The sequence below is a fragment of the Salinicola sp. genome, assembly GCF_982684285.1.
In genome coordinates this window covers 1-22,324 of record NZ_CEXLVS010000036.1, presented here as the reverse complement: position 1 = coordinate 22,324, position 22,324 = coordinate 1, and the positions used below count along the sequence as shown (strand labels likewise).

Sequence of the window (22,324 nt, the reverse complement as noted above, 5' to 3'; positions counted from 1 at the left end):
GACCGTACTTGGAGCCTTCGCGGCCCAATCCGGAGGCCTTGACGCCACCGAACGGCGCGCTGGCGTTGGAGATCAGACCGGTATTGATGCCGACCATGCCGTACTCGAGCGCTTCCGCCACCCGCCAGACGCGGCCGAGGTCCTTCGAGTAGAAATAGGATGCCAGCCCGAACTGGGTATCGTTGGCCAGCCGCACCGCCTCCTCCTCGGTCTCGAACGGGAACACCGCCGCCAGCGGACCGAAGGTCTCCTCGCTCGCCACCTTCATCTCCGGGGTGGCGTGGCTGATCAGCGTGGGCGAGAAGAAGCGCCCGCCGAGGGAGTGTTCGTGGCCGCCGAGCAGCAGCTGGGCCCCCTTGTCGGTGGCGTCCTTGATGTGATCGGTCACCTTGGCCACGGCATCGTCGTCGATCAGTGGGCCGATATTGACCCCTTCCTCGAAACCGTCGCCGACCCTGAGTTCACTGTTCATGGCGGCGGCCAGCTTTTCGCTGAACGCATTGATCACGCTGGACTGGACCAGGAAACGGTTGGTACAGACGCAGGTCTGGCCGGCATTGCGAAACTTGGAGGCGATGGCCCCTTCGACCGCCGCGTCCAGGTCGGCATCCTCGAACCCCAGGAAAGGCGCGTTGCCGCCGAGCTCCAGCGAGATCTTCTGGATATGCTGGGCAGCATTGGCCATCAAGGAGCTACCGACCTCGGTGGAGCCGGTGAAGGTGACCTTGCGTACCACGGAAGAGTCGGTCATCGCCTTGGCGATCTCGCTGGCCTTGCCCGGCACCACGTTGAAGACGCCGCGGGGAACACCGGCCTGCTCTGCCAGTGCGGCCAGCGCCGTCGCGGAGAACGGGGTCTGGCTGGCGGGCTTGATCACGATGGTGCAGCCCGCCGCCAGTGCGGCAGCCGCCTTGCGCGTGATCATCGACGAGGGGAAATTCCAAGGCGTGATGGCGCCGACGACGCCTACCGGCTGCTTGGTGACGACGATACGCTGCCGGGTGTTGGCCGCAGGGATGGTGTCGCCATAGATACGACGTGCCTCCTCGGCGAACCAGCGCATGAAGCTCGCGGCGTAGACGATCTCCCCCGCCGCTTCCTTGACCGGCTTGCCCTGCTCGGCAGTCATGATCGCGGCCAGCTCATCCTTGTGCTCGAGCATCAGCTCGTACCACTTCATCAGGATATCGGCACGCTCCAGCGCCGTGTGATTGCGCCAGCCCGGCAACGCCGCTTCCGCGGCTTCGATGGCGCGCTCGGTCTCGGCGCCCCCCAGGCGCGGCATGCGCCCGAGAATTTCGCCATTGGCGGGGTTGTCGACGTCGATCTGCTCGCCGCTGTCGGCCGCGACCCAATTGCCATCGATATAGGCAAAGGGCCTGAACAGCGCACTCTCTTTAACGGATTGCATGATTCACTCCTTCCTGGATGTGCTCGCCGGAAGCGGGTGTGCCGCCTACCCGCCCGGCTGTTGCCACGAGTCGGCGTGCAACGGGGGTCGGTCGTGGCTGGCCCCCGTGAAAACGAGTCAGCCGCCACGATTCTACTGGACAGGATGGCGCGTTAACGTCACTCGTGCCAGTCGCATTCGCGCCCCGCCAGAGCCGAACGCCGAGTCGATCCGCGCCCGACGCCGGATGCCGCTCACGAACTCGAAGCGAGCGCACTCACCACCACTGGGCCCACAGTGTCACGCCCACGGCCACCACGATGGCGATACCGCTCAGCCACTGCCCGTTCAGGCGCTGGGGTTCGCGATGCACGTGACGCAACCCCAGCCACGCCAGCACGATAGCCACCGCTTCCACCGCCGGCGCATAGCGCCCCGCGCTGACCCCGGCAACGGCCACGACGAAAGCGGCCAGCGCCCAGTGCGACAGCATCTTGCGCCGGGTCCTGCCATCGACGTCACGGGTGGTGCTGGCACGTCGCTGGGCCTCGGGGCGGTTGAAAACCTGAATGGCCCGGCCGCCGCGGAGTTCGAAGCGCACTGGCGTTCCGGCGCTCGGCAGGCCGCGACCGCGCCATTGGGAGAAGTCGAAGGGATAGCGCTTGCCATCGTTGCACGCGATCTCTCCGACCTGGGCTTCATCGTCGAAATGGGAAAGGCGACCGTCCATCCTGCTGTCCTTGCGGCTATCCATACGGAACCGTTACCGGGGGCCCGAGCGGGGCCAGGCAAAGCGGTCCTCAGCGACCGTTGACCAGCATCAGGAATTCCTGGCGCGTGGTCTGATTCTTGCGGAAGCTGCCCAACATTACCGATGTCTTCATGCTGGAGTTCTGCTTCTCCCCTCCCCGCATCATCATGCACATGTGCTGGGCCTCGATCACCACGCCGCCGCCGCGCGCCTGGGTCCCCTGCATCACCGCTTCCGCGATCTGCCGGGTCAGATGCTCCTGAATCTGCAGTCGACGCGCGTACATGTCGACGATGCGCGCGAATTTCGACAGTCCCAGCACTTTGCCCTGGGGCAGGTAGGCGATATGGCACTTGCCGATGAAAGGCAGCACGTGGTGCTCGCACATCGAGTACATCTCGATATCCTTCACCAGCACCATTTCGTCGGTGTCGGATGCGAAAACCGCACCGTTGACCAGTTCCTCCAGCGATTGGCTGTAACCCTGGGTCAGGAACTGCATCGCCTTGGCGGCACGCATCGGGGTGTCGCGCAGGCCTTCACGCTGGGGATCCTCCCCCAGCTTTTCCAGAATACCGTGATAATGGCCTGCCAGTTGCTCTGTCATGTTGCTGCCTTGTCTATCGTTATCATCGATCGGACGCGCTCGCCACCGCGACCGCCCCGGCCTCACTCTCGGTGAGGGCCGATTCTAGCGAAACTGCACCGGCACCACTATCTCGGCGCCGACTAATGACGGGTTCAGGCGAGCCAGCGCGGCGAGTCGAGTGCCACACGCTGCTGCTCCAGGTCACGGATATGCTGATCCCAATATCCGCTCTCCGCGACGTAGGGAAATGCCCGGGGGAAGGCGGGATCCTCCCAGCGCGCGGTTACCCAGGCGCTATGGCGAATCAGGCGCAGCGTGCGCAGGGTCTCGATCCAATCGAGCTGGCGCCGATCGAACTCCCGGGTCATCTCGTAGCCTTCGATGATCTCGGACAGCTGCATCTGCCACTCCCCCGGCGACTGCGCGGTCAGCAGCATCCAGAGGTCCTGTACCGCCGGCGCCATCAGGCAGTCATCGAAATCGACCAGAGAGAATCGTTCGTCCCGTCCCAGCATGTTGCCGAGGTGGCAATCGCCGTGAACCCGCTGGAGCGCACTCTCGGGCCAGGCGTGCTCCGCCAGCAGCGGCACCAGGGCGTCGATGACCTGGCCATAGAGGCGCCGCTGTCGCGCATCCAGCCAACGAGCCTCGAGGACGCGGCGCCGGCTTTCGTCGACCATGGCGTTCAGGTCGAGTCGCAGGCGGTGGTGGAACGGCTGGCGGGCACCGATCTCATGAACCTGGCCGATCAGCTCACCGAGCGCAAACAGATGGGAGGGATTTTCGAGCTCCGGCGCCTGGCCGACCACATGTGCAAACAGCGCGAAGCGAAAACCCTCGAAATGGTGCAGGGTGTGGCCCTCGGCGCTTTCCCATGGGGCACCGACCGCGACCGACTCCGCGGCAAGCGCCTGGAGGAAGGCGTGCTCCTCGAGAATCTGCTCGTCGCTCCACCGCTCCGGGCGGTAGAACTTCACCACCCAGCGACGGCGGTCGTCATCGGTCAATGAATAGACGCGGTTCTCGTAGCTGTTGAGGGCGAACGGCTCGCCGGGCAGCCAGAGCCCCAGGGACTCGACGGCCTCGACCACTCGCTGTGGCGTCAGCGTCTCGAACGGATGCAGGGAAACGGCGCTCATACGAACCTCGGCTAGCAGCGGCAGGCTTGCGCGCATGCTATCAGATTCGCGCCGACGGCGTACGCGCGAAAGCCATCGCCGTCACCCTTTCGGCGCCGGCATCTCGACAGGCCCTGGCCAGCGAATCCAGCGTGGCGCCGGTCGTCATGACATCATCGACGATGGTGACCGCCGCTGGCAGCGCTCGATTGACGACGAACGCACGGCTCACGTTGCGGCGTCGGGAGCGTCGATCCAAGCCCCGCTGGGAGGGTGTCTCCCGCACCCGCTCGGCCACGATCACCGGTAGTGCCAGTCGTGCCGCCAGGCGTCTGGTCAACCAGGCGGTGTGGTCGAACCCGCGTTCCCGCGTGCGCTCATGTTGCCCCGGCACGCCGATCATGGCGGCTCCCAGTTCGGGAGCGCGGTCCAGCGATGCCAGCATCAGCTGTATCAACACCTCTCCTGCCCGCGGGTCCGCCGCGAACTTGTAGCGCTGCACCAGGTGCGTCACCCGCGACTCGTAACGCAGCGGTACCCATGACGACGTCTGCGCCGGTCGGCGTTTCAGGCATCGCCCACACTGACGCGGGCGAAGCGTCCCGGCGTGCGCGCTCGGCAGCGGCTCTGCGCAGAGCTCGCAGGCGCCGTGATTCCAGGGCATGTCGGAGAAACAGTCGGGGCACCAGGACAGCCCGCCCTCGGCGGCGACACTGCAAAAGGCGCAGTAGCCCGGCAACGCGCTTTTGAGTTGCGTGTTGAACCCGTTGACTAACCTGCGGGTCAGCGGCCACATGAGCTCCAGGCATCGCAGCATCGACTCTTCCTCGCCTCGTTCAGTCATCATGTCGACCACGACGAGGAAAACTGAAGCGGTAGCGACCGCTGGCCGATGCGCGGGGCGCCACGATTGACATCGATGAAGGCGACAGTACAATAAGCGCGCCTGTCAGAATGCGGATGTGGTGGAATTGGTAGACACGCTAGATTTAGGTTCTAGTGCCGAAAGGTGTGGGAGTTCGAGTCTCCCCATCCGCACCACTTGATTTTCAACGGTTTTTCGCCGAAACGAAGTCATTGAGCTGAGCCACTGGATTGTGAGTATGACCAGATTGTGAGCTCGACCAGATCCCGTTGACCGCCTCCCTGACCCGGTGCGGCGCCAGGTGCGCGTACCGCTGAGTCATGACGATCGAGCTGTGCCCCAGCAGCTCTTTGACCACCTCGAGCGGCACTCCATCCGTCACCAGCCATGAAGCTGTCGTGTGCCTCAAGTCGTGAATGCGCAGGTCTTCAATGCCCGCTTTCGCACACGCCGACTTGAATCCGTTGCGCAGACATCCGATCGGCTTGCCGCCCGATCTAGCGAATGCCCACTGGCAACCAGGTGCATTCGCCACCCCCATTCCGCCCGTCGCCGCATGGCCGCCGCCGCCGGTTGGTTGAGTGGCACCGTTCGCGGCTTGCCCGACTTGGTGTGCGTCGAGCGCAGCGTGATCGACTCCTGTCCTCTCGCCAGATCCACGCGGGACCACGCCAGACCGTAGAGCTCGCCCCGGCGGCAGCCGGTGTTTACCGCCACTTCGATGAAGTCGGCCAACATCTCCCCGCCGCGCATGTCCCGCGCGACCGATATCAGCCGGCCGGCCTCGGCCTTCGTGAGATAGCGTTCTCGCCCAGGCGGCTCCTTCATTGAGCGACCTTCCACCGGGTTCGGCAGAGCCCAGTCGAATTCCCGATTGCATTAGTTGATCGCCGAAGACAGCGCTGCGAGTGGATGATCCTGGACGCCACCACCCCCGAAGCGGCCCGAGCCATAACCTGGGCCTCGCTCACTCAGTAATTTCCCAGCTGCGACCGGCGTGGGTACAGCCCCAGTCTATAGTCCATGCCTGCAAGCGTCGTTTAGCAACATCCTGAGGCGATTTGCCGCTCGCGCCTGGAGCACGGGGCGTATGCCGAGCGATTTCGGACGGCTGGTCCCATGATATGAGAGACGAGTCAATATCCACTACGAGTTGATCTTGACCGGATGCTCACTGGCCTGATACTGAATGCAAGACAGACTTTGAAACGTGCTCTCAAAGTCAGGCGCGTTATGCATGACGTTGGATAAGGCCTTCGAGGTGTCGACAACTGCTCTCAAGAACGGCATCTGAGAGGTTGGTTACGCCAAGTAACAGCCCACTTTTTACCTTACTATTGTTATCAGCATACCATATAGATAGCGGCGCAGGAGCAAGCTCCTGCGCCTCAGCAGCTTCTGCGATTTTTACATCATCGGCTCCGTCCGGCAGTGTTAGCAGCAGTGATAACCCTGCCATTGTATTGAATATCCCCCCCTCCCCGAGTTGTCGCAGCAAGGCATCGCGACGTTGAGCATAGAGTCTCTTCATGCGCCGGATATGGCGTAGGTAGTGGCCATCACGCATGAAGGCCGCCACGGCCAACTGGGTCGCTAACGATGAGGCCGGCGATAGTGCAGCGGCGACGTCTCCGAAAAAGTTCACCAGCGCCGATGGCACGACCATGAATCCGAGCCGCAAAGTGGGGCTGATGGTCTTGCTGAAGGTACCTATATAGATGACGCGTCCGTCACCATCCAGAGATGCCAGTGGCGGCGCAGCCTTACCACTGAGTTTCAGTTCGCTGAGGTAATCATCTTCAATGATCCAAGCACCCGCCGCAGCCCCCCATTCGAGCAGTGCACGTCGCCTAGCCGGTGAGAGAGACATGCCCAGCGGCGCCTGTTGGCTAGCTGTGACACCGGCGAGCGACGCGTTTGGTGCCCGTTCCAGCCCCTCGCCGACATCTAACCCTTGTGTGTCGACGGCAATGGGGACCGGCGTGTAGCCGGCCAGTGATATCGCCCGGCGAGTCAGCGGGTAGCCGGGATCCTCCACCCAGACCTGCCGGCTTTTAAGCTTCAGCGCGTGCAGGGCAAGGCCAAGCGCACCAGCATACCCATTGGTGATGATGACCTGATCGGCCGAACACTGCAGGCCGCGAGTGACCGAGAGATAAGCTGCAACTTCCTTTCGTAGTTCCACTTCTCCCCGAGGGTCGTGGTAGCGGGTGGTCTCCGTGGCGGCCAGTCGTGAATAGCGAACTATGGTGCGAGACCACACCTTGTACGGAAACATGTCCGTAGCCGGAACTCCGACCTGAAAGGGTTTAGGCGGACTGTCGAAATCACGGTAGATCTCGGGCAGAGGCAGCCGAGAGGGAACCTCGTTCAGACGGGATTGAGCGAGGGGCAATGGGCTCGCGACAAAGGTTCCCGCAGCGCCACAAGCAACTACCAGTTGCTCGTCGGCCAGCCTTTCATAGGCGGTTTTTACCGTGCCTCTGGAGACGCCCACCTGCGTGGCTAGATCACGCCAAGAGGGAAGGCGCGCGCCCTCATAAAGGTGCCCCTCGCGGATCGCGCTGGCAATGCTGTCGTGTATCTGCTCGGTCAGCGAACGTCGCTGGCGGCGATCGAGGTCGATGCGAAGAGAATCCATGATTCATGGTATACTGAAAACGTCCATTCTTGGTACTTTTTCCTGCACTGTTTGACCTCCAAACTATTCTCTAATCTCTCCACCCTCCACCTCACAGCGGCCATCTGCCGCTATGCGAGGTGACAAGGAATATCAAAATGCCAATTCGAACTCGTACGATCCTGTTTGGGCCGTTGCTAGCGCTGATGATCAGCAGCCTCGGGCCCATCTCTGTGGCAAACGCCGCCAGCGATACGCAAAGCGAGGAGCCGGCCGCCGAGGCCTACGATCAGGATGCGGATGGAGAGCGTCGCGCCAAGAGCGCCGGAGAGTCCCTCATCGGCCAGCCAGGGCCCGATGTCACGATCACAACACTGGATGGTGAAAAGATCGCGTTGTCCGAGCTGTACGGGGAAAAACCCGTGTATCTCAAGCTCTGGGCGACCTGGTGCGTGCCTTGCCGTCAGCAGATGCCCGGGTTTCAGAAAATATATGAAACGTACGGTGATGAGATACAAGTCATTGCGGTCAATACGGGTTTCAGCGATACCGCCGAAGCCGCACGTCAGTATCGCGAAGAAATGGGCCTTGGCATGCCGATCACGATAGATGATGGCACGCTCGCTGAAGCACTACATCTGCGAGTCACTCCGCAGCATGTGCTTATCTACCGTAGTGGACATATCTCTTACGTCGGGCATCTGGATGATCAGGAGTTCGAGGACGCTCTGCAGCAGGTCATGCAGGGCAGCGACGGCGATAGTGCTGCTGAAGGCGTCGATACCGCGGAGGTGGAAGCACTGGACGTTGGCGATAGCGTCGACGGGCTCACGCTCAGCACGCTTACTGGTGATGTCGTTGAGTTGTCTGCCGATGGTAGTGGCAAACCTCGTGGCATCGTGTTCTTTGCCCCCTGGTGCGAGTGGTATCTGGAGGAGAGCCAGCCGGAAACATCCCAGGCGTGTCGCCGTGTACGTGAAACCGTGGATTCGTTGGCCAAACAAGATGACATCGACTGGATTGGTGTTTCATCCGGGCTTTGGGCATCACAAAAAGACCTTGAGGATTACCGTGAATCCAACGATGTCAGCATCCCCCTCGCCCTGGATGCCAGCGGCGATGTCTATCGCGCCTTCGGTGTCAGACAGATACCCACCGTCGTGCTGATCGACCGCGATGGGAACGTGGCCAAGCGGCTAGGCCCTCAGGATACGGCATTGGTTGAAGCCACGGAGAGCGTCGCCGCCAAATGAAAGCGCTCGGCTACCGAAGCGATTACTGATGCTGATATCCATTCGATGGAGAAGCCCATCCATGATGGGCTTGTTGCGTATGCCGACCACTATGTTGCGCGGTTTCGTCGCGGTACGTCTGCTGGCGTTGATCTCTATAGTAAGTTTGCTGACCCTGATACCGATAAGCGCTGTCATGGCACAAAGCTCCCCCGAGGAGCAGGGCGATGTGATGATTCGGACGTCGCTCGTGGCGGAGAGTGCTCGTCCGGCTGCGGGAGAGCAGACGACTCTTGCCGTCGTCATGCAACCTCAGGACGGTTGGCATGGCTACTGGAAGCAGCCCGGGAACGTGGGGCTTGCGCCGCAGTTTGACTGGCAGCTGCCCGATGACGTAACGGCAGGAGAGCCGGCTTACCCGGTCCCCGAGACTCTGCTCATCGACAACTTGATGAACCATGTCTACGAGCATCCTTACGCCATTCTGGTGCCACTGAATGTGCCGGACCACCTGGACGAAGGAACTACGATTCCTGTCCGAGTTGACCTCCAATATCTAGCCTGTCGCGAGGATGCCTGTATCCCTGAAAGGGCGTCTCTGTCGACGGATCTGACAGTCGGCGATGGCGCTACGTCGACCCGTCACCAGCCGGACTTCGATCGTTGGCGCGAAGCGTTGCCACGACCTTTGGGAGCACGAGCGCCTTACGCGCACATAGACGATCGCATTCGCATTTCCATTCCCTTGCCAGCCAGCGTCGAACTGGATCAGCCGCACCTGTTTGTCGCAAGTGATGGTGCGGTCGACCCGGCCGCCAAGCAGGACTTCAAGCGTCAGGGCGATGAGCTTATCGTTGAGACGGCGGCGGGAGAGGCATCCCCGGAGCCCCTCGAAGCGGTAGTGACGCTTGCAGGGGGCACTGGATTGGCCTTTCAGGCGGATGCCGGCTCTGTACCAACGCCAGGCGTCGATAGGCATGGCACCGGTGATGGCGCCGATGAAAAGAGTTCGACTGGCACTCTAGGCATGATACTGCCGGCCTTGCTCGGAGCGGTTGCCGGCGGAATCCTGCTGAATGTCATGCCATGCGTATTCCCTATTCTTAGTCTCAAGATATTGAGCCTGGCACGGCTGTCCGGTGGCCCTCGCGAAGCGAGGCGAGAAGCCCTTGCCTACACGGCAGGCGTCGTCGGGGTGTGCATGCTGCTCGGGGCCGGAATCATTGCCTTGCGTGCCGCTGGTATTCAGATTGGCTGGGCCTTTCAGCTACAGGATCCTCGAGTCATTGTCGGGTTAACGCTTCTGATCACGGCAATTGCCTTCAATCTCACGGGGTTATTTGAACTCGGTGGGTTCAATGGTGGCGCTCGGCTCGCCGAGAAAGGTGGCGCCACCGGTGCTTTCTGGACCGGCGTGCTGGCGGCCTTTGTCGCAACGCCCTGTTCGGGGCCTTTAATGGCGACGGCCCTGGGTGCCGCGATATTACTGCCACCGCTAGCGGCGCTGGCGATTTTCGCGGGGCTGGGGTTCGGCATTGCCCTGCCTTTTCTGATCGTCGGCTATTTTCCTGCGCTCAGTCGCAAGCTACCACGTCCCGGTCCCTGGATGCAGAGCGTCAGGCACTTTCTGGCTATCCCGATGTTCGTGACCGCGCTGGCACTGTTCTGGGTGCTGGGACAACAGCTCTCCAGTGACGGTGTAGTCGCTATTTTGGCTGTGGTCATGCTCCTGGTGGTTGGGCTCTGGTTGACAGGCTTGCGTCAGCGCAACGGAAGACGTTGGTCCTGGGGGCCATCAGTGGTTGCTGCAGTGATGGCGTTGAGCGTTGGATGGCTGGTTCCCGCCTCGTTCTCTGCCCCTCCCAATACCACTGACGAGAGCCTGCAGCGGTTGACCTTTAATGAGCACCGCCTCGATGAATTACGCCAGCAGGACACGCCTTTGTTCGTCTACTTTACGGCGGACTGGTGTGTCACCTGCAAGGTCAACGAGAAGAGCGCCATTGACCGCGAAGTGACGCATGACGCTTTCCGACAGGCTGGCGTGACTACCATGGTGGGAGACTGGACCAATGGCGACGCTGCCATTACAACCTTTCTCAATCGTCATGACAGAACGGGCGTGCCCCTATATCTGTGGTACGCCCCTGGGGCTGAGAAGCCCAGGGTACTGCCGCAAGTGCTGACACCCACATTGCTCACTGATCTGGTTGCTGAATGAAAGCCGATTGAGTGGTGATTTATGAGTGCAGTGGCCTTGGCAGCCATCACACCCAGTCGTGTCATGTGAGCTGGATGAAAAAATGGTATCTATCATATGCAAATGAAGGGATTAATGATGAAGAAATTATCATCGATCATAGTGTCCATGTTTGCTCTCATCGCCACTGTTCCGTCCTTGGCGGATGAAAATGCCGCGAGTGCGTCGAGGGAGACTGTCGAACAGGAGTTCCGTTATGAAATCCCGAATATTCCCGGGAAGGTCGTTACCAGCCTTTCGGTCGAATACCCACCTGGGGCGTCAACACCAGCGCATATGCATGGCGATGCCTTCGTCATTGGCTATGTTCTGGAAGGCTCGATCAGGAGCCGGGTCGACGGCGAGACGAATGTCTATAGCGTCGGGGAAAGTTGGACGGAAAACCCCGGTGCGTCACACGAGCTGAGCGAGAATGCCAGTGCAACGGAGCCTGCCAGAATCCTAGCCATTTTCATATCGGACCCTCAGCAGAAGGAACTGGTGGAGATGATGAAATAGAAAGTGCGAGGGATTATCCTGCGTTAAGGGTTTAAACTAGTATGTTGGGCATTCACATCTGGAATTCTAGTGCCGGTGAAGAGATTCCACCGCATCCTTCCTCCGCTATGGGTACCTTGCCCTTCATTCCCTCGTACACCCACCCTCCGTTGAACTCCACCTGCCAAACGCTGATGCTTGGCGCGTGGAGCTCGTGTGACCCGATTGTGCCATGGGCTATTGCTGAGTGTGACCAAAATGCGGCCTAGCGATGCCAAAAGTCGCATCGCTGTCGGTGCGTCCGGCGTGCAATGTGCTGATTAAGCTAAGGTTTTTGTCTATCAACTTCGGCTACATGGATTTAGGTTCTAGTGCCGAAAGGTGTGGGAGTTCGAGTCTCCCCATCCGCACCATCAAAACCCTTCTTTTCAAAACCTTAGCCTAACCCCATATTCGAAATTGGCCTTTCTACGGTCAGTCTTTGGCATAGTGCGTTCAGCTTTTCGTGGCGCCGACCAAATCCACTGCCGGCGCCATAGGATGGCTCAAGCCAGCCTTTCCAACTCCTCGTAGAGTGGCATCGGAATCGTCACGCCGTGCTCGAGACTCCGATCACGCGCTTCGAAACGACGCTGGGAAGGTAGCCGTGAGCCCTGCTCCAGAATTCGATCGAACAGCGCTTCAGCATGGGTGAGTTGAGACTCGCTCTGTGCGCCGAGGAACGTCTCTGGCGAGAACGCGATGACGATCTCGCCATGCTGCGGTCTGCCGGTACCAGCATCATTGGCGGGAGACGTCTCGTGGCTCAGGGCATCACCGATCAACGGGCCAGCAAGCAGCTCAATCATCGTGGAAAGCGCTGCCCCCTTGTGGCCGCCGAAAGGGAGCATGGCTCCCTCAAGGGCCGCGGCCGGATCGGTGGTCGGCTCCCCCTCTGAGTTCAGTGCCCACCCTTTCGGGATCGAGTTGCCGGCGCGTCGATGCAGCTCGATCTCCCCGCGTGCCACGACGCTCGTGGCAAAGTCGAAAACGTAGGGCGACCGACCCGGCCGTGGCCAGGCAAAGGCAAAGGGGTTGGTGCCGAGCAGAGGCTTTGATCCGCCGGTCGGCGCGACAAAGGCGTGAGTCGGGTTCATCGCCAGCGCTGCGAGTCCCAGTTCGGCAAGCGCTTCCACCTCGGACCAGAGTGCGGAGAAGTGAAAGCAATGATTGATGCCTAGCACCGCTACACCGTTGCGCTCCGCCTTCTCTTTCAGGTGCGCCTTGCCGGTCTCGAACGACAGTAGCGAGCATCCGCCACGAGCGTCGATCTTGACGACGCCCGGCGCCTGGTCATGAACCACCGGTTCGGCCTGGGGCTCCAGGCCGCCCTGTCTCGCGGCATCCACACAATTGATCAGGCGATAGAGCCCGTGGGAATGGCACTCATCGCGCTGGGCTGCAACGACGCTGCGCGTGATGGCATCAGCATGGGCCGGGCTGAATCCCGCTTTGCCCAGAATGCGTAGACTCAGCGACTCGGCCTCTTCAAGGCGGAGAGAAAAATCGTGGGTCATCGTCGACTCGACTTCAGGTGTTTGTCATACATCATAAATTCAAGGCCGCATGACTGGCTATCCTCATGCGCTAGACGAAAGAGGCAAGAGCACGCTGTCATGCCCGCACAGTTAAAAGCCGCCGCCTCTTACCAGCGCCTGGTAAAGCGCGTTCAGCACAACAGACCGCCAAGGCACGCGATCGCGAGCAGGACGCTCTCCCCGTCTGCCGATTCGACGAGGACCACCTCAACGCGTGGGATCGAACGTTCAGTAAGTTCAAGGAGCTGGAATACCTGTCCGTCAGCCGGGTCGACGTGGCCGAGGCGCTGATCACCTGGAACGCCGCGGAAGCGGAGGCGGCGTCATGAATACTGTTCTATTCCCGCAGATCCCGCTTGCCTGGCAAATGGCATGTCAGTATCGCCCTTCTAGCTAACCTGCGAAAACTCCGGTGTATTTTAGCAGCGGCTTGGCTTTGCCCTTGCCGAATAGCACGCTGGCAAATGTCAGTAATCCATAAGCCACAAAAAGAATCCGGATTGTGTCTTGACACCCGATCAACAGCACCTCTATATTTAAACTAAATCTTAATAAGCATTAAATTAAATTAAGAATAAATTCAGGGGGGGCTCAAGAGGTCGAACATGACTGGCAGAGCTAGGCCGTTCATTTGACTGGCCCGGAACAGAACAGGGATTTGGTCAATCACTCTCTCGACTGTCTCCCAAACTGATGCATCGTTGGTTGAACCAGACTTGGCAGATGAACAGTCTCGTATGCTCTATACGTCGGACCTTCGTGTGTAGGCATTGGAGCACCCGACGTGCCTTAGTATATCGACTTCCCCACCAGACTCCATCAAAGCTGCCGGCGCAATGCTACTCCAATGCGCCGCATATGCCAGGCCATTGGGATTCGCAGGGATAACATTAATGGCTACGATAAAAAGTCAAAGCGTTGCTGATACATCGATATGGGCACTAGCTCGAAAATGGATCTCTGCGGAGGCCGCGATCACATGGCGTCTGATTCGCGACAATCTGACAATAAGCATTACGACGGTACCCTTGGTTTCTCTAAGCGCGGGTATTGGCGCGGGTCTGAACAGCACAGAAATATCGGAGAGTGTCGGTAAGGCTATCGGGATCGCGTTACTGATTGTTTATATCTTTGATTGTTGCAACCAAACTAAATCATCCGCAGAGGATGCTCGCAACAAGCCGTATCGTCCCATCCCTGCGGGCTTGGCCACCCCACAAGGCATCCAACTGCGCGGCTGGATTGCCACAGCTTTGTATATTCTAACTGTATGGCTATTCGGCCTTTCGCCATGGGTGCTATTGTGGCCTTTCATCACCATGGTACAGTTCCGGTTGCCTGAGCGGGGTTATATATGGTGGAAATCCCCCACAAATGTCGTCCATCTGGTCGTTATGCCCTTCATCGGATGGTCTCTTTCGACCGATCTTGACTCCGCAGCGTGGAATTGGCTCCTGGCTATAGTGATCTACTTCACGTTCGCCTTTCCCATCGAAGACGTCCGCGATCTGGAGGGGGATAGGGCTATTGGACGTCTCACCCCCGTCATGTTGCTGGGCCGGGCTTTTGTATGTCGTTACTTTGCCGTCTTCATGATATTTTTGCCATTTTTTATTTATTTCATGATGGCTTTCACATCTGGCGAAAACGACTGGAAATACTTACTGCCTGCAGTCATCCTCGGTTCTTTATCCTGGATCTGCGCCGCACGTGCACTTTTCCTACAAGGGTACAACGCCGACAGGCTGACGTATCAATTGTACTGTGTCGTCTGGGCCCTGACCTGTGTATCTGGCCCACTTTTTCTAGCGTAATCCGAGTTGATCTAGCATCCAATGGACCCAAAGCCATTCTAGATGCGACAAAAGATCATCCGATTCATGAGCACGATCACAAGCAGCGTAACGGTGGTATGACAAGGCCCCGACGCCATGAGGCGACTTTCGTCCAGATAGACAGCCTCGTTCATGGCGATATCGGCCTGGCGGATAATGAAATGGTCATAACGATCGAAAGCGATCAAATACAGAATATGCCCCCGGCGATGCAGGCCGCAGGCTGTAAATCGTTCATCACGGACATTCACTCATGAACACGAGTATCGAGACAGGTTCCGCCGATATCGTCTCCTTCGACGACGAGCCGCTGATCCTGGTCGACTCGGACGATAATGTGCTCGGTCACATGTCCAAGGCCGAGGCCCATGCTGGCGAAGGCGTACTTCATCGCGCATTCTCAATCTTCTTATTCAACAGCGAAGGCGATGTGCTGATACAGCAGCGGGCCAAGGCCAAACAACTCTGGGGCGGGTTCTGGTCGAACAGTGTGTGTAGCCACCCGCGTCGAGGCGAGACCTTGGCCGAGGCCGCCAAGCGTCGACTACATGAGGAAATTGGTGTCGACACTGACGTCACCTGGTTGTACAGATTCGAATATCACGCCCAGTTCGGCGACATCGGGACCGAGCACGAGCTATGCTCGGTCTTCATAGCCTGTTCGAATGCGCCGGTGGCGGGTAACCCAAACGAAATCGCCAACTTATCATTCGTGTCGTCCGAGCAGCTCGATGCGGCATTGGTCAAACATCCGGATCACTACACGCCATGGATCAAGCTCGAATGGCCACGAATTCGCGACACATATTGGTCGACGGTGGTCGACCTGCTGCGCGATTAGGTCACCGTCCGGTAAATCTCGGAGTCAAAAGCCGTGGATAATAGCTGGCGCCGCCCATTGACGCGCGGTCAATAGCCCTCCCGGAGTGCCAGCAACGATTCAGCCGTCGAGGCGACGGATCCACTGCCGGACACGCCACCGCTGAAGCCGGTTGGCGTAGCGCTTGGTATCGATCGATACGGGAACCAGCGTGCAGGCCTCGTCGCCTGTCATGTGAAGACGGAAGCGACGTTCGGCTCCGATCGGATGGTCTTCACTGCCGTAGATCGCGACGACGCGAATATCGAGAAAGTGGAACACGGTATCGTCCGTGGGGCGATTATGCTCCAGCGTCAGGTCGTGGGCCCTGCACAGACGCTGCAAGATGGTCTCGAACGTACCGACGTGGCTGAAACTGCCGCACAGCATGGGGCCCTGGCTCGACTCCATCCTTTCCCGCCCTTCCCCGGCATCGGCTTGCGACGAATCTGGAGACTCCTTGCTGTCCTGGTAATGACCGCCCTCGAAGTCGATCATATCCTTGGTCAAGGATCCTCGGCTGGTATGTAGCGTCACGATGATGTGCTCGAGAAAGATCGGCTCGGAACTCATGTTGCTGATCAGGCACAGGGAAGTCAGATCGTTGCCGTAGCCACGATTGATGATGATGCGAGGACGCCGAGTCCGGGCAAAGTTTCGGTAGAGGATCTGGGCGTAAAAGAACCACACGAGCAGCGTCAATATGCTGGTGACGGCGGTTATCGCCTTGCTTTGTTCCGACAACCACTCCATGGTCGGGATAGGCTCCTGCCTGCTGGGATCGCAAAGGCGCCAATGTAGGCGAGAATCGCGGCCGGCGATATAACCCAGTTTGTGGCACGAACACCGTCAACCTTGACCCAAGGTCCGAAAACACGAAAGGCGGGCCTCCCGGCCCGCCTTTAAAACAACCGCCGAACCCGGGCGTCCTGCCCTTTCTTCGTCATCCTGACGGAGCGAGTTCACGGTAATGCTTGAGCCCTGTCTTCATCTTCCTGAATCCAACGGGCTGACAGTCTTCCCTGACTGTGGCTCCGACTTACCTCTGGCGTCCTTGAACCCATCCTTGGGTGCGGTAAGTCAGCTAACGAACTCAAAGTTATACAAGAGTTGTCGCCCGGTCAAGCATTTCATCAAAATGGAGTGTCGAAGCTTGGCAATCGTCATCGTGGGCAACCATGAGTTCGATCGCGGCGGACGTCGTCCGTGCAGAAGAGGCCAGGCAGCACCCGGCCGCCAGCCAGCGGAGGTAACGTCGTCTGATATCGAGGTCGAAGAAGAAAACCGGCGGAAGGACGCCGGTTTTCCGAGACACCTGCCACCTCCCGCGCCATGAACCTCAACGCCGGAGGCGAGAGAGGCCGCATGACAACGCTGACGGTCATGCGCCGATACTTCCCGCGCTCCTGAGCCTGTCGGCTCGTTCCCTGGCCCATGCCACTAACCAACGCGAAGCGCACGTCCCTTGGTCACGTCCCTGCAGCAGCCTTCACAGAAAGAATCGCGCAAATGTTAGATCAATACATTACAAACGGCAAAGCCAAGTATAGATTGGTTGCAGTCACCGGCGCGAAATACGACCGGATGTGGCCGACCACCGCCCGGTTTCGGCATGCCGGCGATAGCGCCAAACAAAAGGGCATATAAATTATTTTTCTTATTACCTATTTCAGAATTGCGCTATTCTATCTTCCGATTGAGCGCGTCCCAAGGCGACGTTCCCACAACCTTCTCGAGGAATCTCTTCGCTCATGACAACACGATCGATTTCAATGGCATCTCTCCGACAGGCCGCCCTGGCTCTCGCGCTAGGGCTCACCGCATCGCTGGGTGCAACCCTGGCTCAGGCCGACACCTTGAGAGTGGGCATGTCGGGAGGCTACTACCCTTTCACCTACGTCGAGCGCGACGAACTCAAGGGGTTCGAGGTCGACCTCATGAACGCGATCGGTGAGATTACCGGCGACGACGTCGAGTTCGTGACCGCCAGCTTCTCCGGCCTGGCCGGTATGCTGGACTCCAACCGAATCGATACCATCGCCAATCAGATCACCATCACGCCGGAGCGCCAGAAAAAGTATCTGTTCAGCCAGCCCTACGTCTACGACGGCGCCCAGGTAGTGGTTCGCAAAGGCAACGACGCCATCCATGGGGTCGAGGATCTCAAGGGCAAGACGGTGGCGGTGAACCTCGGTTCCAACTATGAGCAGCTGCTGAACGAACTGCCATACGCCGATGAGATCAACATCAAGACGTACGACTCCAACATCGAACAGGACGTCGCCCTGGGCCGCGCCGATGCCTTCGTCATGGACCGTGTCAGCGCCACGCAGGTGATCAAGGACAAGCCGTTGCCGCTGCAACTGGCCGGACAGCCCTTCTCCCGGATCGAGAACGCCTATCCGTTCCGCGACGACGAGGCCGGCAAGGCGTTGAAGAGCAGAATCGACGACGCCCTCGCCAAGTTGCGTGACAGCGGCAAGTTGAGCGACATTTCGGAGAAGTGGTTCGGGTCCGACATTACCCAGCCCTGATCGCCGTTTCGCTTCGATGGCCCATGGCGCTGACCGGCGCCATGGGCCTTTCCGTTATCTGAGGTCGCCAAGCGCGGAGCGCCAAGCACTATGCACGCACTCGATTTCGACTACATGCTGGGCCTGGTGCCCATTCTTCTGGGCTACCTGCCCCTGACGCTGGAGATGGCCGCGGCAGGCATGGCCTGTGCACTGATACTGGCCTGCCTCCTGGCGGTCATTCGCGTGACCCGGCTTCCCGGCCTCAACGCTTTCGCTCTTCTCTTCATCTCGTTCTTCCGTGGCACGCCACTGCTGGTGCAACTGTTCCTGTTCTACTACGGGCTCCCTCAGGTGCTGACCTTTCTGGTGGCGATCAATGGCATCACCGCCACCATTCTCGGTCTGACGCTCCACTTCTCCGCCTACATGGCGGAGTCGATCCGAGCGGCTATCGTGGGGATCGACCGTAGCCAGACCGAAGCCGCGCTATCGATCGGCATGACGCGGGCGCAGTTGATGCGGCGAATCGTGCTGCCCCAGGCGACCCGGGTAGCGACGCCGACGCTGATGAACTACTTCATCGACATGATCAAATCGACGTCGCTGGCCTTCACGCTCGGCGTCACCGAGCTGATGGGTGCCACCCAGAAGGAAGCCGCCGGCAGCTTTCTCTACTTCGAGGCTTTTCTGGTGGTGGCGGTGATCTACTGGATCGTGGTCGAGGCACTTTCCTGGGTGCAGAAATGGCTGGAACAACGACTCAACCGGGCTTATCAGCGATGATCGAACTCAAGGGCATCCGCAAGCAATTCGGCGACCACGTCGTCTTCGACGATATCGATCTTCATCTCGAGCGCGGCGAGATCATCGTGATCGTCGGGCCCTCGGGCACCGGCAAATCCACGCTGCTGCGCTGCATCAATTTCCTGGAGACGCCCGATGCCGGCCACCTGACCGTCGGCGACCTCAGCCTCGATGCCACGAGCGCAACGCGTGACCAGATCCTGGCCCTGCGGCGGCGTACCGCCTTCGTGTTCCAGAACTATGCTCTCTTCGCCAACAAGACCGCGCTCCAGAACATTGCCGAGGGCATGATCGTGGTGGATGGCATTGCCAAGCGCGAGGCCTACGCCAGGGCGAGGAAGATTCTCGAGCGGATCGGGCTGGCCGACAAGGCCGATGCCTACCCCGCCGCGCTCTCCGGCGGCCAGCAGCAGCGCGTGGGTATCGGTCGAGCCATGGCCGCCAACGCGGAGGTCATCCTATTCGATGAACCGACATCCTCGCTGGATCCGCAGTGGGTGGAAGAGGTACTCGGCCTGATGAAGCAGCTCGCGGCGGAGCACCAGACCATGATCGTCGTCACTCACGAGATGCAGTTCGCCCGCGAGGTCGCCGACCGGGTGGTGTTCATGGACCAGGGGCGCATCATCGAGCAGGGGCCGCCCGCCGAGCTGTTCAGCCATCCCGAGGATGAGCGCACGCAGCATTTCCTGCGCAAGATCCTGGCAGCCAACGCGGTTTGATCGGCACACACTGCCAGCGCTGTTTCCCATGTCGCGTCGCGAGGCCACTTTCTCTTCTAGGCTAGGGGCCTAGGGTCTGTTCCCGTTTGGTTCGCGGCCGCGCCGGAGCCCGTTTTAGCGCGAGGCAAGGCACGAGATGCGAAGTTTAGTGGGCTAAATGAGCCATCGAGAAACGCAGCATCGCACGAAAACGGGCCCGGCCCTTCGGGTTGCGCGCAAAATCTCGCCATGCGTTGTTGGAGGACTTGGCAAGGAACAACCATTCCCTGCGTCCTCCGCCTAGCCTGGCGAGATTTTCCACAGCAACGCGGCTTGCGACGAAACGGGAACAGACCCTAGCCAACCTCGAGGAAACGCATGAAGAAACACGTCAGCCTGCGTGACGGATTGAGCCATACCGCCTCGGCGGGCTACGTCGCCAAGGGAATGATCTACCTCACCATCGGCTGGCTGGCACTGCTGACCGCCATCGGCCTGGGTGGCAGCGAGAGCGGTGCGTCGGACGTCATTCGCAAGATCGCGCTATGGCCGTTCGGGCGCGCGCTACTGGCTCTGCTGGGACTGGGGCTCGTCGCCTATGTCTTGTGGCGCCTGGGCCAGGCGATATGGGATACGGAACGCAAGGGCAGCGACTGGAAGGGATGGATTCAACGCCTGGGATTCGCGGTCAGCGGCGGCTTGTACGCCACCCTGGCCTGGCAGTGTGCCACCCTGGTTTTCCAGAGCCTGTCCCAGGCGCAGGGCAGCGGAACCTCCGAGAACACCGAACGGGTGATGGGAATTCCCGGTGGGCGCTGGCTACTGGTCGTGCTCGGCCTCGTCTTCATTGGCGTCGGCATTCACCAGATGGTGCGCGCCTGGCGGCGCTCCTATCGTAAGAACTGGCACCTGCAGAGCCGGCCCAATCCGCCGTTGCCGCTGCTCGAGGCCATCGCGCGATGCGGTCTTGCCGCCCGTGGCGTCACTTTCGTCTTGATAGGCGGCCTGATCGCGCTGGCGGCCTGGCGACTGTCGCCCAGCGATGCCCAAGGGCTGGGGGCGGCGCTGAACCTGCTGGCTCACCAGCCCTTCGGTGACTGGCTCCTGGGCACCGCCGCGGTCGGCCTGATGGCTTACGGTGGCTACTGTTTCATCAACGCCGGCTATCGCCGGATCAGGCACCCGCAGAACGGGGCCTGAACGACCCGCTTGCGGCGTCTGGAACAACCGGCCACTGGACGCAGCGCACAAAAAAGACCGCCGTAGCGGTCTCAAGCGATCGATACACCTATCTCGAGGGCACGAGACGGATCGCCGTCGTCACGCCCCCTGATTGCTGCCTATTGAGCCGGTCCGGTATTGAGGGGCTCGCTATTGACGGAATCCTTGCCGGCGGCGCCTTCCTGATCGCTGCCACTCAGGGGGGCGCTGTTATCCATCGTGGGCTGCAGGGCGGCGGCGCTGCCCGCCTGGGGCATGCCCTTCACCATCCCGTCACGATTGGCGCTGTCCTTGCTCGCCATGCCCATCTGATCGCTGCTGCTGTTGGGCGCGCTGTCGTCCATGGCGGTCTGTGCCAAGGCCGTACCGCTCAACAGGGTCAACATCAAACCGGTAGCGATGCCGAAACGGCGGCTGATAGAGATTTTCATAAGGGGCTCCTGCGGGTTTCCATGATCGAACGTGGCGTCACGTTCCGAGACTTTCCCTGACAAAGCGGCCTTGGTCGCCTGTCAATGAATACGCCGCCGCATCGAGTTCAGATGCATGCCCCTCATTCAATCTTTTCAGCTCAGCATCAGAGTTCCACCAACGGCGGCGATGGCGGCACCGATGCCGCGAAGCCAACGACTGTCGCGCTGCATCAACCAGTTGCCGGCCAGTCGGCCGACCACCGTGATAGCGACGCTGGCGATGACGAAGCCAAGGGCGTAGAGCGCCGCCGATGCCCCGGGAGCCAACTCGCTGCCGTGAGCGTGGCCATGCAGCAGGATGAAGGCGAAAACCAGGGTGCCCCCGACCGCGGTGGGCAGCTTGACCAGACAGGCCAGCATCACGCCCGCCAGCAGGACGCTGGAGGCGATGCCGAACTCGACACCGAGCAGCGGAATCCCCGCCCAGGCCAATCCGGCGCCAGCGACCATGCCCAGCGCAATCAACAGCGGCATGGCGCGACGCAGCGTCGAGGACTGGCGGCAGCTCCACAGCCCGATGGCCAGCATCGCCAGCAGGTGGTCAAGTCCCGACAGCGGATGCATCAATCCGGCTACGAAGCTGCCGCCATGGGTGTGCGGCAGCGCGCCGGGATGCGCCATGGCCGCCGAGGCGACCAGCAGCACGAGCGGTGCGGACAGCCAGGCCAGACGACGAGCCGGGGGAGTTGAAGCAGTCATGACGAATCTCCTTGGGTGTAACGGACGAGAAATCAGTTGGCGCTCAGCAGCGCCTGGTCCTGGATCGCGCGACACGCATCGCCGCGTCGCTCGGGCAGCATGCCGCGGTCGAGAATGAAGCGAACGATGGTTTCGGCGCCGACACCGTCGTGCAGGTTGGCGAAGACGAAGGGCCGCTCGCCGCGCATCTTCTTGGCGTCACGTTCCATCACCTCGAGCGAGGCGTGGACGTAGTCGGCGATGTCGATCTTGTTGATGATCAGCAGATCGGACTTGGTGATGCCCGGCCCGCCCTTGCGCGGAATCTTGTCGCCGGCGGAAACGTCGATCACGTAGA

Annotated in this window: 22 protein-coding genes, 1 tRNA gene and 1 pseudogene; 10 read left to right on the top strand and 14 right to left on the bottom strand. The window is 60.2% G+C overall.

Annotated elements, in window-relative coordinates; translation table 11 throughout:
- The 5 genes from AC3AYF_RS05195 to AC3AYF_RS05175 all read right to left on the bottom strand — a co-directional run.
- Nucleotides 1-1,411: NAD-dependent succinate-semialdehyde dehydrogenase (locus AC3AYF_RS05195; RefSeq protein ID WP_295034781.1), on the bottom strand; the 1,411-nt coding region annotated here is incomplete at its 3' end.
- Between the two features lie 256 nt (nt 1,412-1,667).
- Entirely contained in the window at nt 1,668-2,120 is a 453-nt protein-coding gene (locus AC3AYF_RS05190) for a hypothetical protein (RefSeq protein WP_295034783.1), read from the bottom strand.
- Nucleotides 2,121-2,190: 70 nt separating this feature from the next.
- Nucleotides 2,191-2,748: a GTP cyclohydrolase I FolE gene (gene folE, locus AC3AYF_RS05185; RefSeq protein WP_487779475.1), complete on the bottom strand. Its 558-nt coding sequence runs from the start codon at nt 2,746-2,748 to the stop codon at nt 2,191-2,193.
- A gap of 134 nt (nt 2,749-2,882) precedes the next feature.
- Complete coding sequence (locus AC3AYF_RS05180; RefSeq protein ID WP_295034786.1) at nt 2,883-3,869, bottom strand: serine/threonine protein kinase; 987 nt, start codon at nt 3,867-3,869, stop codon at nt 2,883-2,885.
- A gap of 40 nt (nt 3,870-3,909) precedes the next feature.
- Nucleotides 3,910-4,695, bottom strand: a complete 786-nt coding sequence (locus AC3AYF_RS05175) for a ComF family protein (protein ID WP_295034788.1) — start codon at nt 4,693-4,695, stop codon at nt 3,910-3,912.
- A 109-nt stretch (nt 4,696-4,804) separates the two neighbouring features.
- Here AC3AYF_RS05175 and AC3AYF_RS05170 point away from each other — a divergent pair.
- A tRNA-Leu gene (locus tag AC3AYF_RS05170) sits at nt 4,805-4,889 on the top strand.
- Nucleotides 4,890-4,897: 8 nt separating this feature from the next.
- Here AC3AYF_RS05170 and AC3AYF_RS05165 read toward each other — a convergent pair.
- From AC3AYF_RS05165 to pdxR, 3 genes and pseudogenes are all read right to left on the bottom strand, one after another.
- On the bottom strand, nt 4,898-5,248 hold the full coding sequence (locus AC3AYF_RS05165; protein ID WP_295034790.1) for a site-specific integrase: 351 nt from the start codon (nt 5,246-5,248) through the stop codon (nt 4,898-4,900).
- Nucleotides 5,249-5,265: 17 nt separating this feature from the next.
- Nucleotides 5,266-5,541 (bottom strand): annotated as a pseudogene (locus AC3AYF_RS05160) (tyrosine-type recombinase/integrase); the annotation flags it as partial.
- 403 nt (nt 5,542-5,944) lie between these two features.
- On the bottom strand, nt 5,945-7,354 hold the full coding sequence (gene pdxR, locus AC3AYF_RS05155) for a MocR-like pyridoxine biosynthesis transcription factor PdxR (protein ID WP_487779474.1): 1,410 nt from the start codon (nt 7,352-7,354) through the stop codon (nt 5,945-5,947).
- A gap of 137 nt (nt 7,355-7,491) precedes the next feature.
- Here pdxR and AC3AYF_RS05150 point away from each other — a divergent pair, with 137 nt between their 5' ends.
- The 3 genes from AC3AYF_RS05150 (at nt 7,492) to AC3AYF_RS05140 (ending at nt 11,323) form a co-directional block, all read left to right on the top strand.
- A complete protein-coding gene (locus AC3AYF_RS05150) occupies nt 7,492-8,586 on the top strand; it encodes a TlpA family protein disulfide reductase (protein ID WP_487779473.1) in 1,095 nt (364 codons plus the stop codon).
- Between the two features lie 61 nt (nt 8,587-8,647).
- Complete coding sequence (locus tag AC3AYF_RS05145) at nt 8,648-10,786, top strand: protein-disulfide reductase DsbD family protein (RefSeq protein ID WP_295034796.1); 2,139 nt, start codon at nt 8,648-8,650, stop codon at nt 10,784-10,786.
- Nucleotides 10,787-10,903: 117 nt separating this feature from the next.
- Nucleotides 10,904-11,323, top strand: coding sequence for a cupin domain-containing protein (locus tag AC3AYF_RS05140; RefSeq protein ID WP_487779472.1), 420 nt, complete (start codon nt 10,904-10,906; stop codon nt 11,321-11,323).
- Nucleotides 11,324-11,847: 524 nt separating this feature from the next.
- Here the strand turns inward: AC3AYF_RS05140 and AC3AYF_RS05135 are convergent.
- On the bottom strand, nt 11,848-12,858 hold the full coding sequence (locus tag AC3AYF_RS05135; protein WP_487779471.1) for an Ldh family oxidoreductase: 1,011 nt from the start codon (nt 12,856-12,858) through the stop codon (nt 11,848-11,850).
- Nucleotides 12,859-13,772: 914 nt separating this feature from the next.
- Here AC3AYF_RS05135 and AC3AYF_RS05130 point away from each other — a divergent pair.
- On the top strand, nt 13,773-14,693 hold the full coding sequence (locus tag AC3AYF_RS05130; protein ID WP_295034802.1) for a UbiA family prenyltransferase: 921 nt from the start codon (nt 13,773-13,775) through the stop codon (nt 14,691-14,693).
- A gap of 38 nt (nt 14,694-14,731) precedes the next feature.
- Here the strand turns inward: AC3AYF_RS05130 and AC3AYF_RS05125 are convergent, their stop codons facing one another.
- The gene (locus AC3AYF_RS05125; RefSeq protein ID WP_295034804.1) at nt 14,732-14,965 is read right to left on the bottom strand and encodes a hypothetical protein; all 234 of its coding nucleotides are present in this window, start codon (nt 14,963-14,965) and stop codon (nt 14,732-14,734) included.
- A 2-nt stretch (nt 14,966-14,967) separates the two neighbouring features.
- On the opposite strand from AC3AYF_RS05125, the gene idi reads away from it, so the two are divergent.
- Entirely contained in the window at nt 14,968-15,555 is a 588-nt protein-coding gene (gene idi, locus AC3AYF_RS05120; RefSeq protein WP_295034806.1) for an isopentenyl-diphosphate Delta-isomerase, read from the top strand.
- A 99-nt stretch (nt 15,556-15,654) separates the two neighbouring features.
- Here the strand turns inward: idi and AC3AYF_RS05115 are convergent, their stop codons facing one another.
- Complete coding sequence (locus AC3AYF_RS05115; RefSeq protein ID WP_295034808.1) at nt 15,655-16,326, bottom strand: hypothetical protein; 672 nt, start codon at nt 16,324-16,326, stop codon at nt 15,655-15,657.
- A 1,019-nt stretch (nt 16,327-17,345) separates the two neighbouring features.
- On the opposite strand from AC3AYF_RS05115, the gene AC3AYF_RS05110 reads away from it, so the two are divergent.
- From AC3AYF_RS05110 to AC3AYF_RS05095, 4 genes are all read left to right on the top strand, one after another.
- Nucleotides 17,346-18,107, top strand: a complete 762-nt coding sequence (locus tag AC3AYF_RS05110) for an amino acid ABC transporter substrate-binding protein (protein ID WP_295034810.1) — start codon at nt 17,346-17,348, stop codon at nt 18,105-18,107.
- A gap of 90 nt (nt 18,108-18,197) precedes the next feature.
- Nucleotides 18,198-18,872: an amino acid ABC transporter permease gene (locus tag AC3AYF_RS05105; RefSeq protein ID WP_149433906.1), complete on the top strand. Its 675-nt coding sequence runs from the start codon at nt 18,198-18,200 to the stop codon at nt 18,870-18,872.
- Nucleotides 18,869-19,615: an amino acid ABC transporter ATP-binding protein gene (locus AC3AYF_RS05100; protein WP_295034812.1), complete on the top strand. Its 747-nt coding sequence runs from the start codon at nt 18,869-18,871 to the stop codon at nt 19,613-19,615. The genes AC3AYF_RS05105 and AC3AYF_RS05100 overlap by 4 nt, the downstream gene beginning before the upstream one ends.
- Nucleotides 19,616-19,972: 357 nt before the next feature.
- Nucleotides 19,973-20,794 (top strand): DUF1206 domain-containing protein, encoded by an 822-nt coding sequence (locus AC3AYF_RS05095; RefSeq protein ID WP_295034814.1) that lies wholly within the window; start codon nt 19,973-19,975, stop codon nt 20,792-20,794.
- 140 nt (nt 20,795-20,934) lie between these two features.
- Here AC3AYF_RS05095 and AC3AYF_RS05090 read toward each other — a convergent pair whose 3' ends face one another.
- The 3 genes from AC3AYF_RS05090 to AC3AYF_RS05080 form a co-directional block, all read right to left on the bottom strand.
- On the bottom strand, nt 20,935-21,246 hold the full coding sequence (locus AC3AYF_RS05090; protein ID WP_295034815.1) for a hypothetical protein: 312 nt from the start codon (nt 21,244-21,246) through the stop codon (nt 20,935-20,937).
- Nucleotides 21,247-21,381: 135 nt separating this feature from the next.
- On the bottom strand, nt 21,382-21,987 hold the full coding sequence (locus AC3AYF_RS05085; protein ID WP_295034817.1) for a HupE/UreJ family protein: 606 nt from the start codon (nt 21,985-21,987) through the stop codon (nt 21,382-21,384).
- Between the two features lie 32 nt (nt 21,988-22,019).
- The coding region (locus tag AC3AYF_RS05080) for a GTP-binding protein (RefSeq protein ID WP_487779470.1) at nt 22,020-22,324 on the bottom strand (305 nt) is incomplete at its 5' end.

Excerpts from the sequence above, each read along its gene's own strand:
- AC3AYF_RS05190 (WP_295034783.1), bottom strand. The coding sequence starts at position 2,120 with ATGGACGGTCGCCTTTCCCATTTCGACGATGAAGCCCAGGTCGGAGAG.
- folE (WP_487779475.1), bottom strand. The coding sequence starts at position 2,748 with ATGACAGAGCAACTGGCAGGCCATTATCACGGTATTCTGGAAAAGCTG.
- AC3AYF_RS05180 (WP_295034786.1), bottom strand. The coding sequence starts at position 3,869 with ATGAGCGCCGTTTCCCTGCATCCGTTCGAGACGCTGACGCCACAGCGA.
- AC3AYF_RS05175 (WP_295034788.1), bottom strand. The coding sequence starts at position 4,695 with ATGATGACTGAACGAGGCGAGGAAGAGTCGATGCTGCGATGCCTGGAG.
- pdxR (WP_487779474.1), bottom strand. The coding sequence starts at position 7,354 with ATGGATTCTCTTCGCATCGACCTCGATCGCCGCCAGCGACGTTCGCTG.
- AC3AYF_RS05150 (WP_487779473.1), top strand. The coding sequence starts at position 7,492 with ATGCCAATTCGAACTCGTACGATCCTGTTTGGGCCGTTGCTAGCGCTG.
- AC3AYF_RS05145 (WP_295034796.1), top strand. The coding sequence starts at position 8,648 with ATGATGGGCTTGTTGCGTATGCCGACCACTATGTTGCGCGGTTTCGTC.
- AC3AYF_RS05140 (WP_487779472.1), top strand. The coding sequence starts at position 10,904 with ATGAAGAAATTATCATCGATCATAGTGTCCATGTTTGCTCTCATCGCC.
- AC3AYF_RS05135 (WP_487779471.1), bottom strand. The coding sequence starts at position 12,858 with ATGACCCACGATTTTTCTCTCCGCCTTGAAGAGGCCGAGTCGCTGAGT.
- AC3AYF_RS05130 (WP_295034802.1), top strand. The coding sequence starts at position 13,773 with ATGGCTACGATAAAAAGTCAAAGCGTTGCTGATACATCGATATGGGCA.
- idi (WP_295034806.1), top strand. The coding sequence starts at position 14,968 with ATGAACACGAGTATCGAGACAGGTTCCGCCGATATCGTCTCCTTCGAC.
- AC3AYF_RS05115 (WP_295034808.1), bottom strand. The coding sequence starts at position 16,326 with ATGGAGTGGTTGTCGGAACAAAGCAAGGCGATAACCGCCGTCACCAGC.
- AC3AYF_RS05110 (WP_295034810.1), top strand. The coding sequence starts at position 17,346 with ATGGCATCTCTCCGACAGGCCGCCCTGGCTCTCGCGCTAGGGCTCACC.
- AC3AYF_RS05105 (WP_149433906.1), top strand. The coding sequence starts at position 18,198 with ATGCACGCACTCGATTTCGACTACATGCTGGGCCTGGTGCCCATTCTT.
- AC3AYF_RS05100 (WP_295034812.1), top strand. The coding sequence starts at position 18,869 with ATGATCGAACTCAAGGGCATCCGCAAGCAATTCGGCGACCACGTCGTC.
- AC3AYF_RS05095 (WP_295034814.1), top strand. The coding sequence starts at position 19,973 with ATGAAGAAACACGTCAGCCTGCGTGACGGATTGAGCCATACCGCCTCG.
- AC3AYF_RS05090 (WP_295034815.1), bottom strand. The coding sequence starts at position 21,246 with ATGAAAATCTCTATCAGCCGCCGTTTCGGCATCGCTACCGGTTTGATG.
- AC3AYF_RS05085 (WP_295034817.1), bottom strand. The coding sequence starts at position 21,987 with ATGACTGCTTCAACTCCCCCGGCTCGTCGTCTGGCCTGGCTGTCCGCA.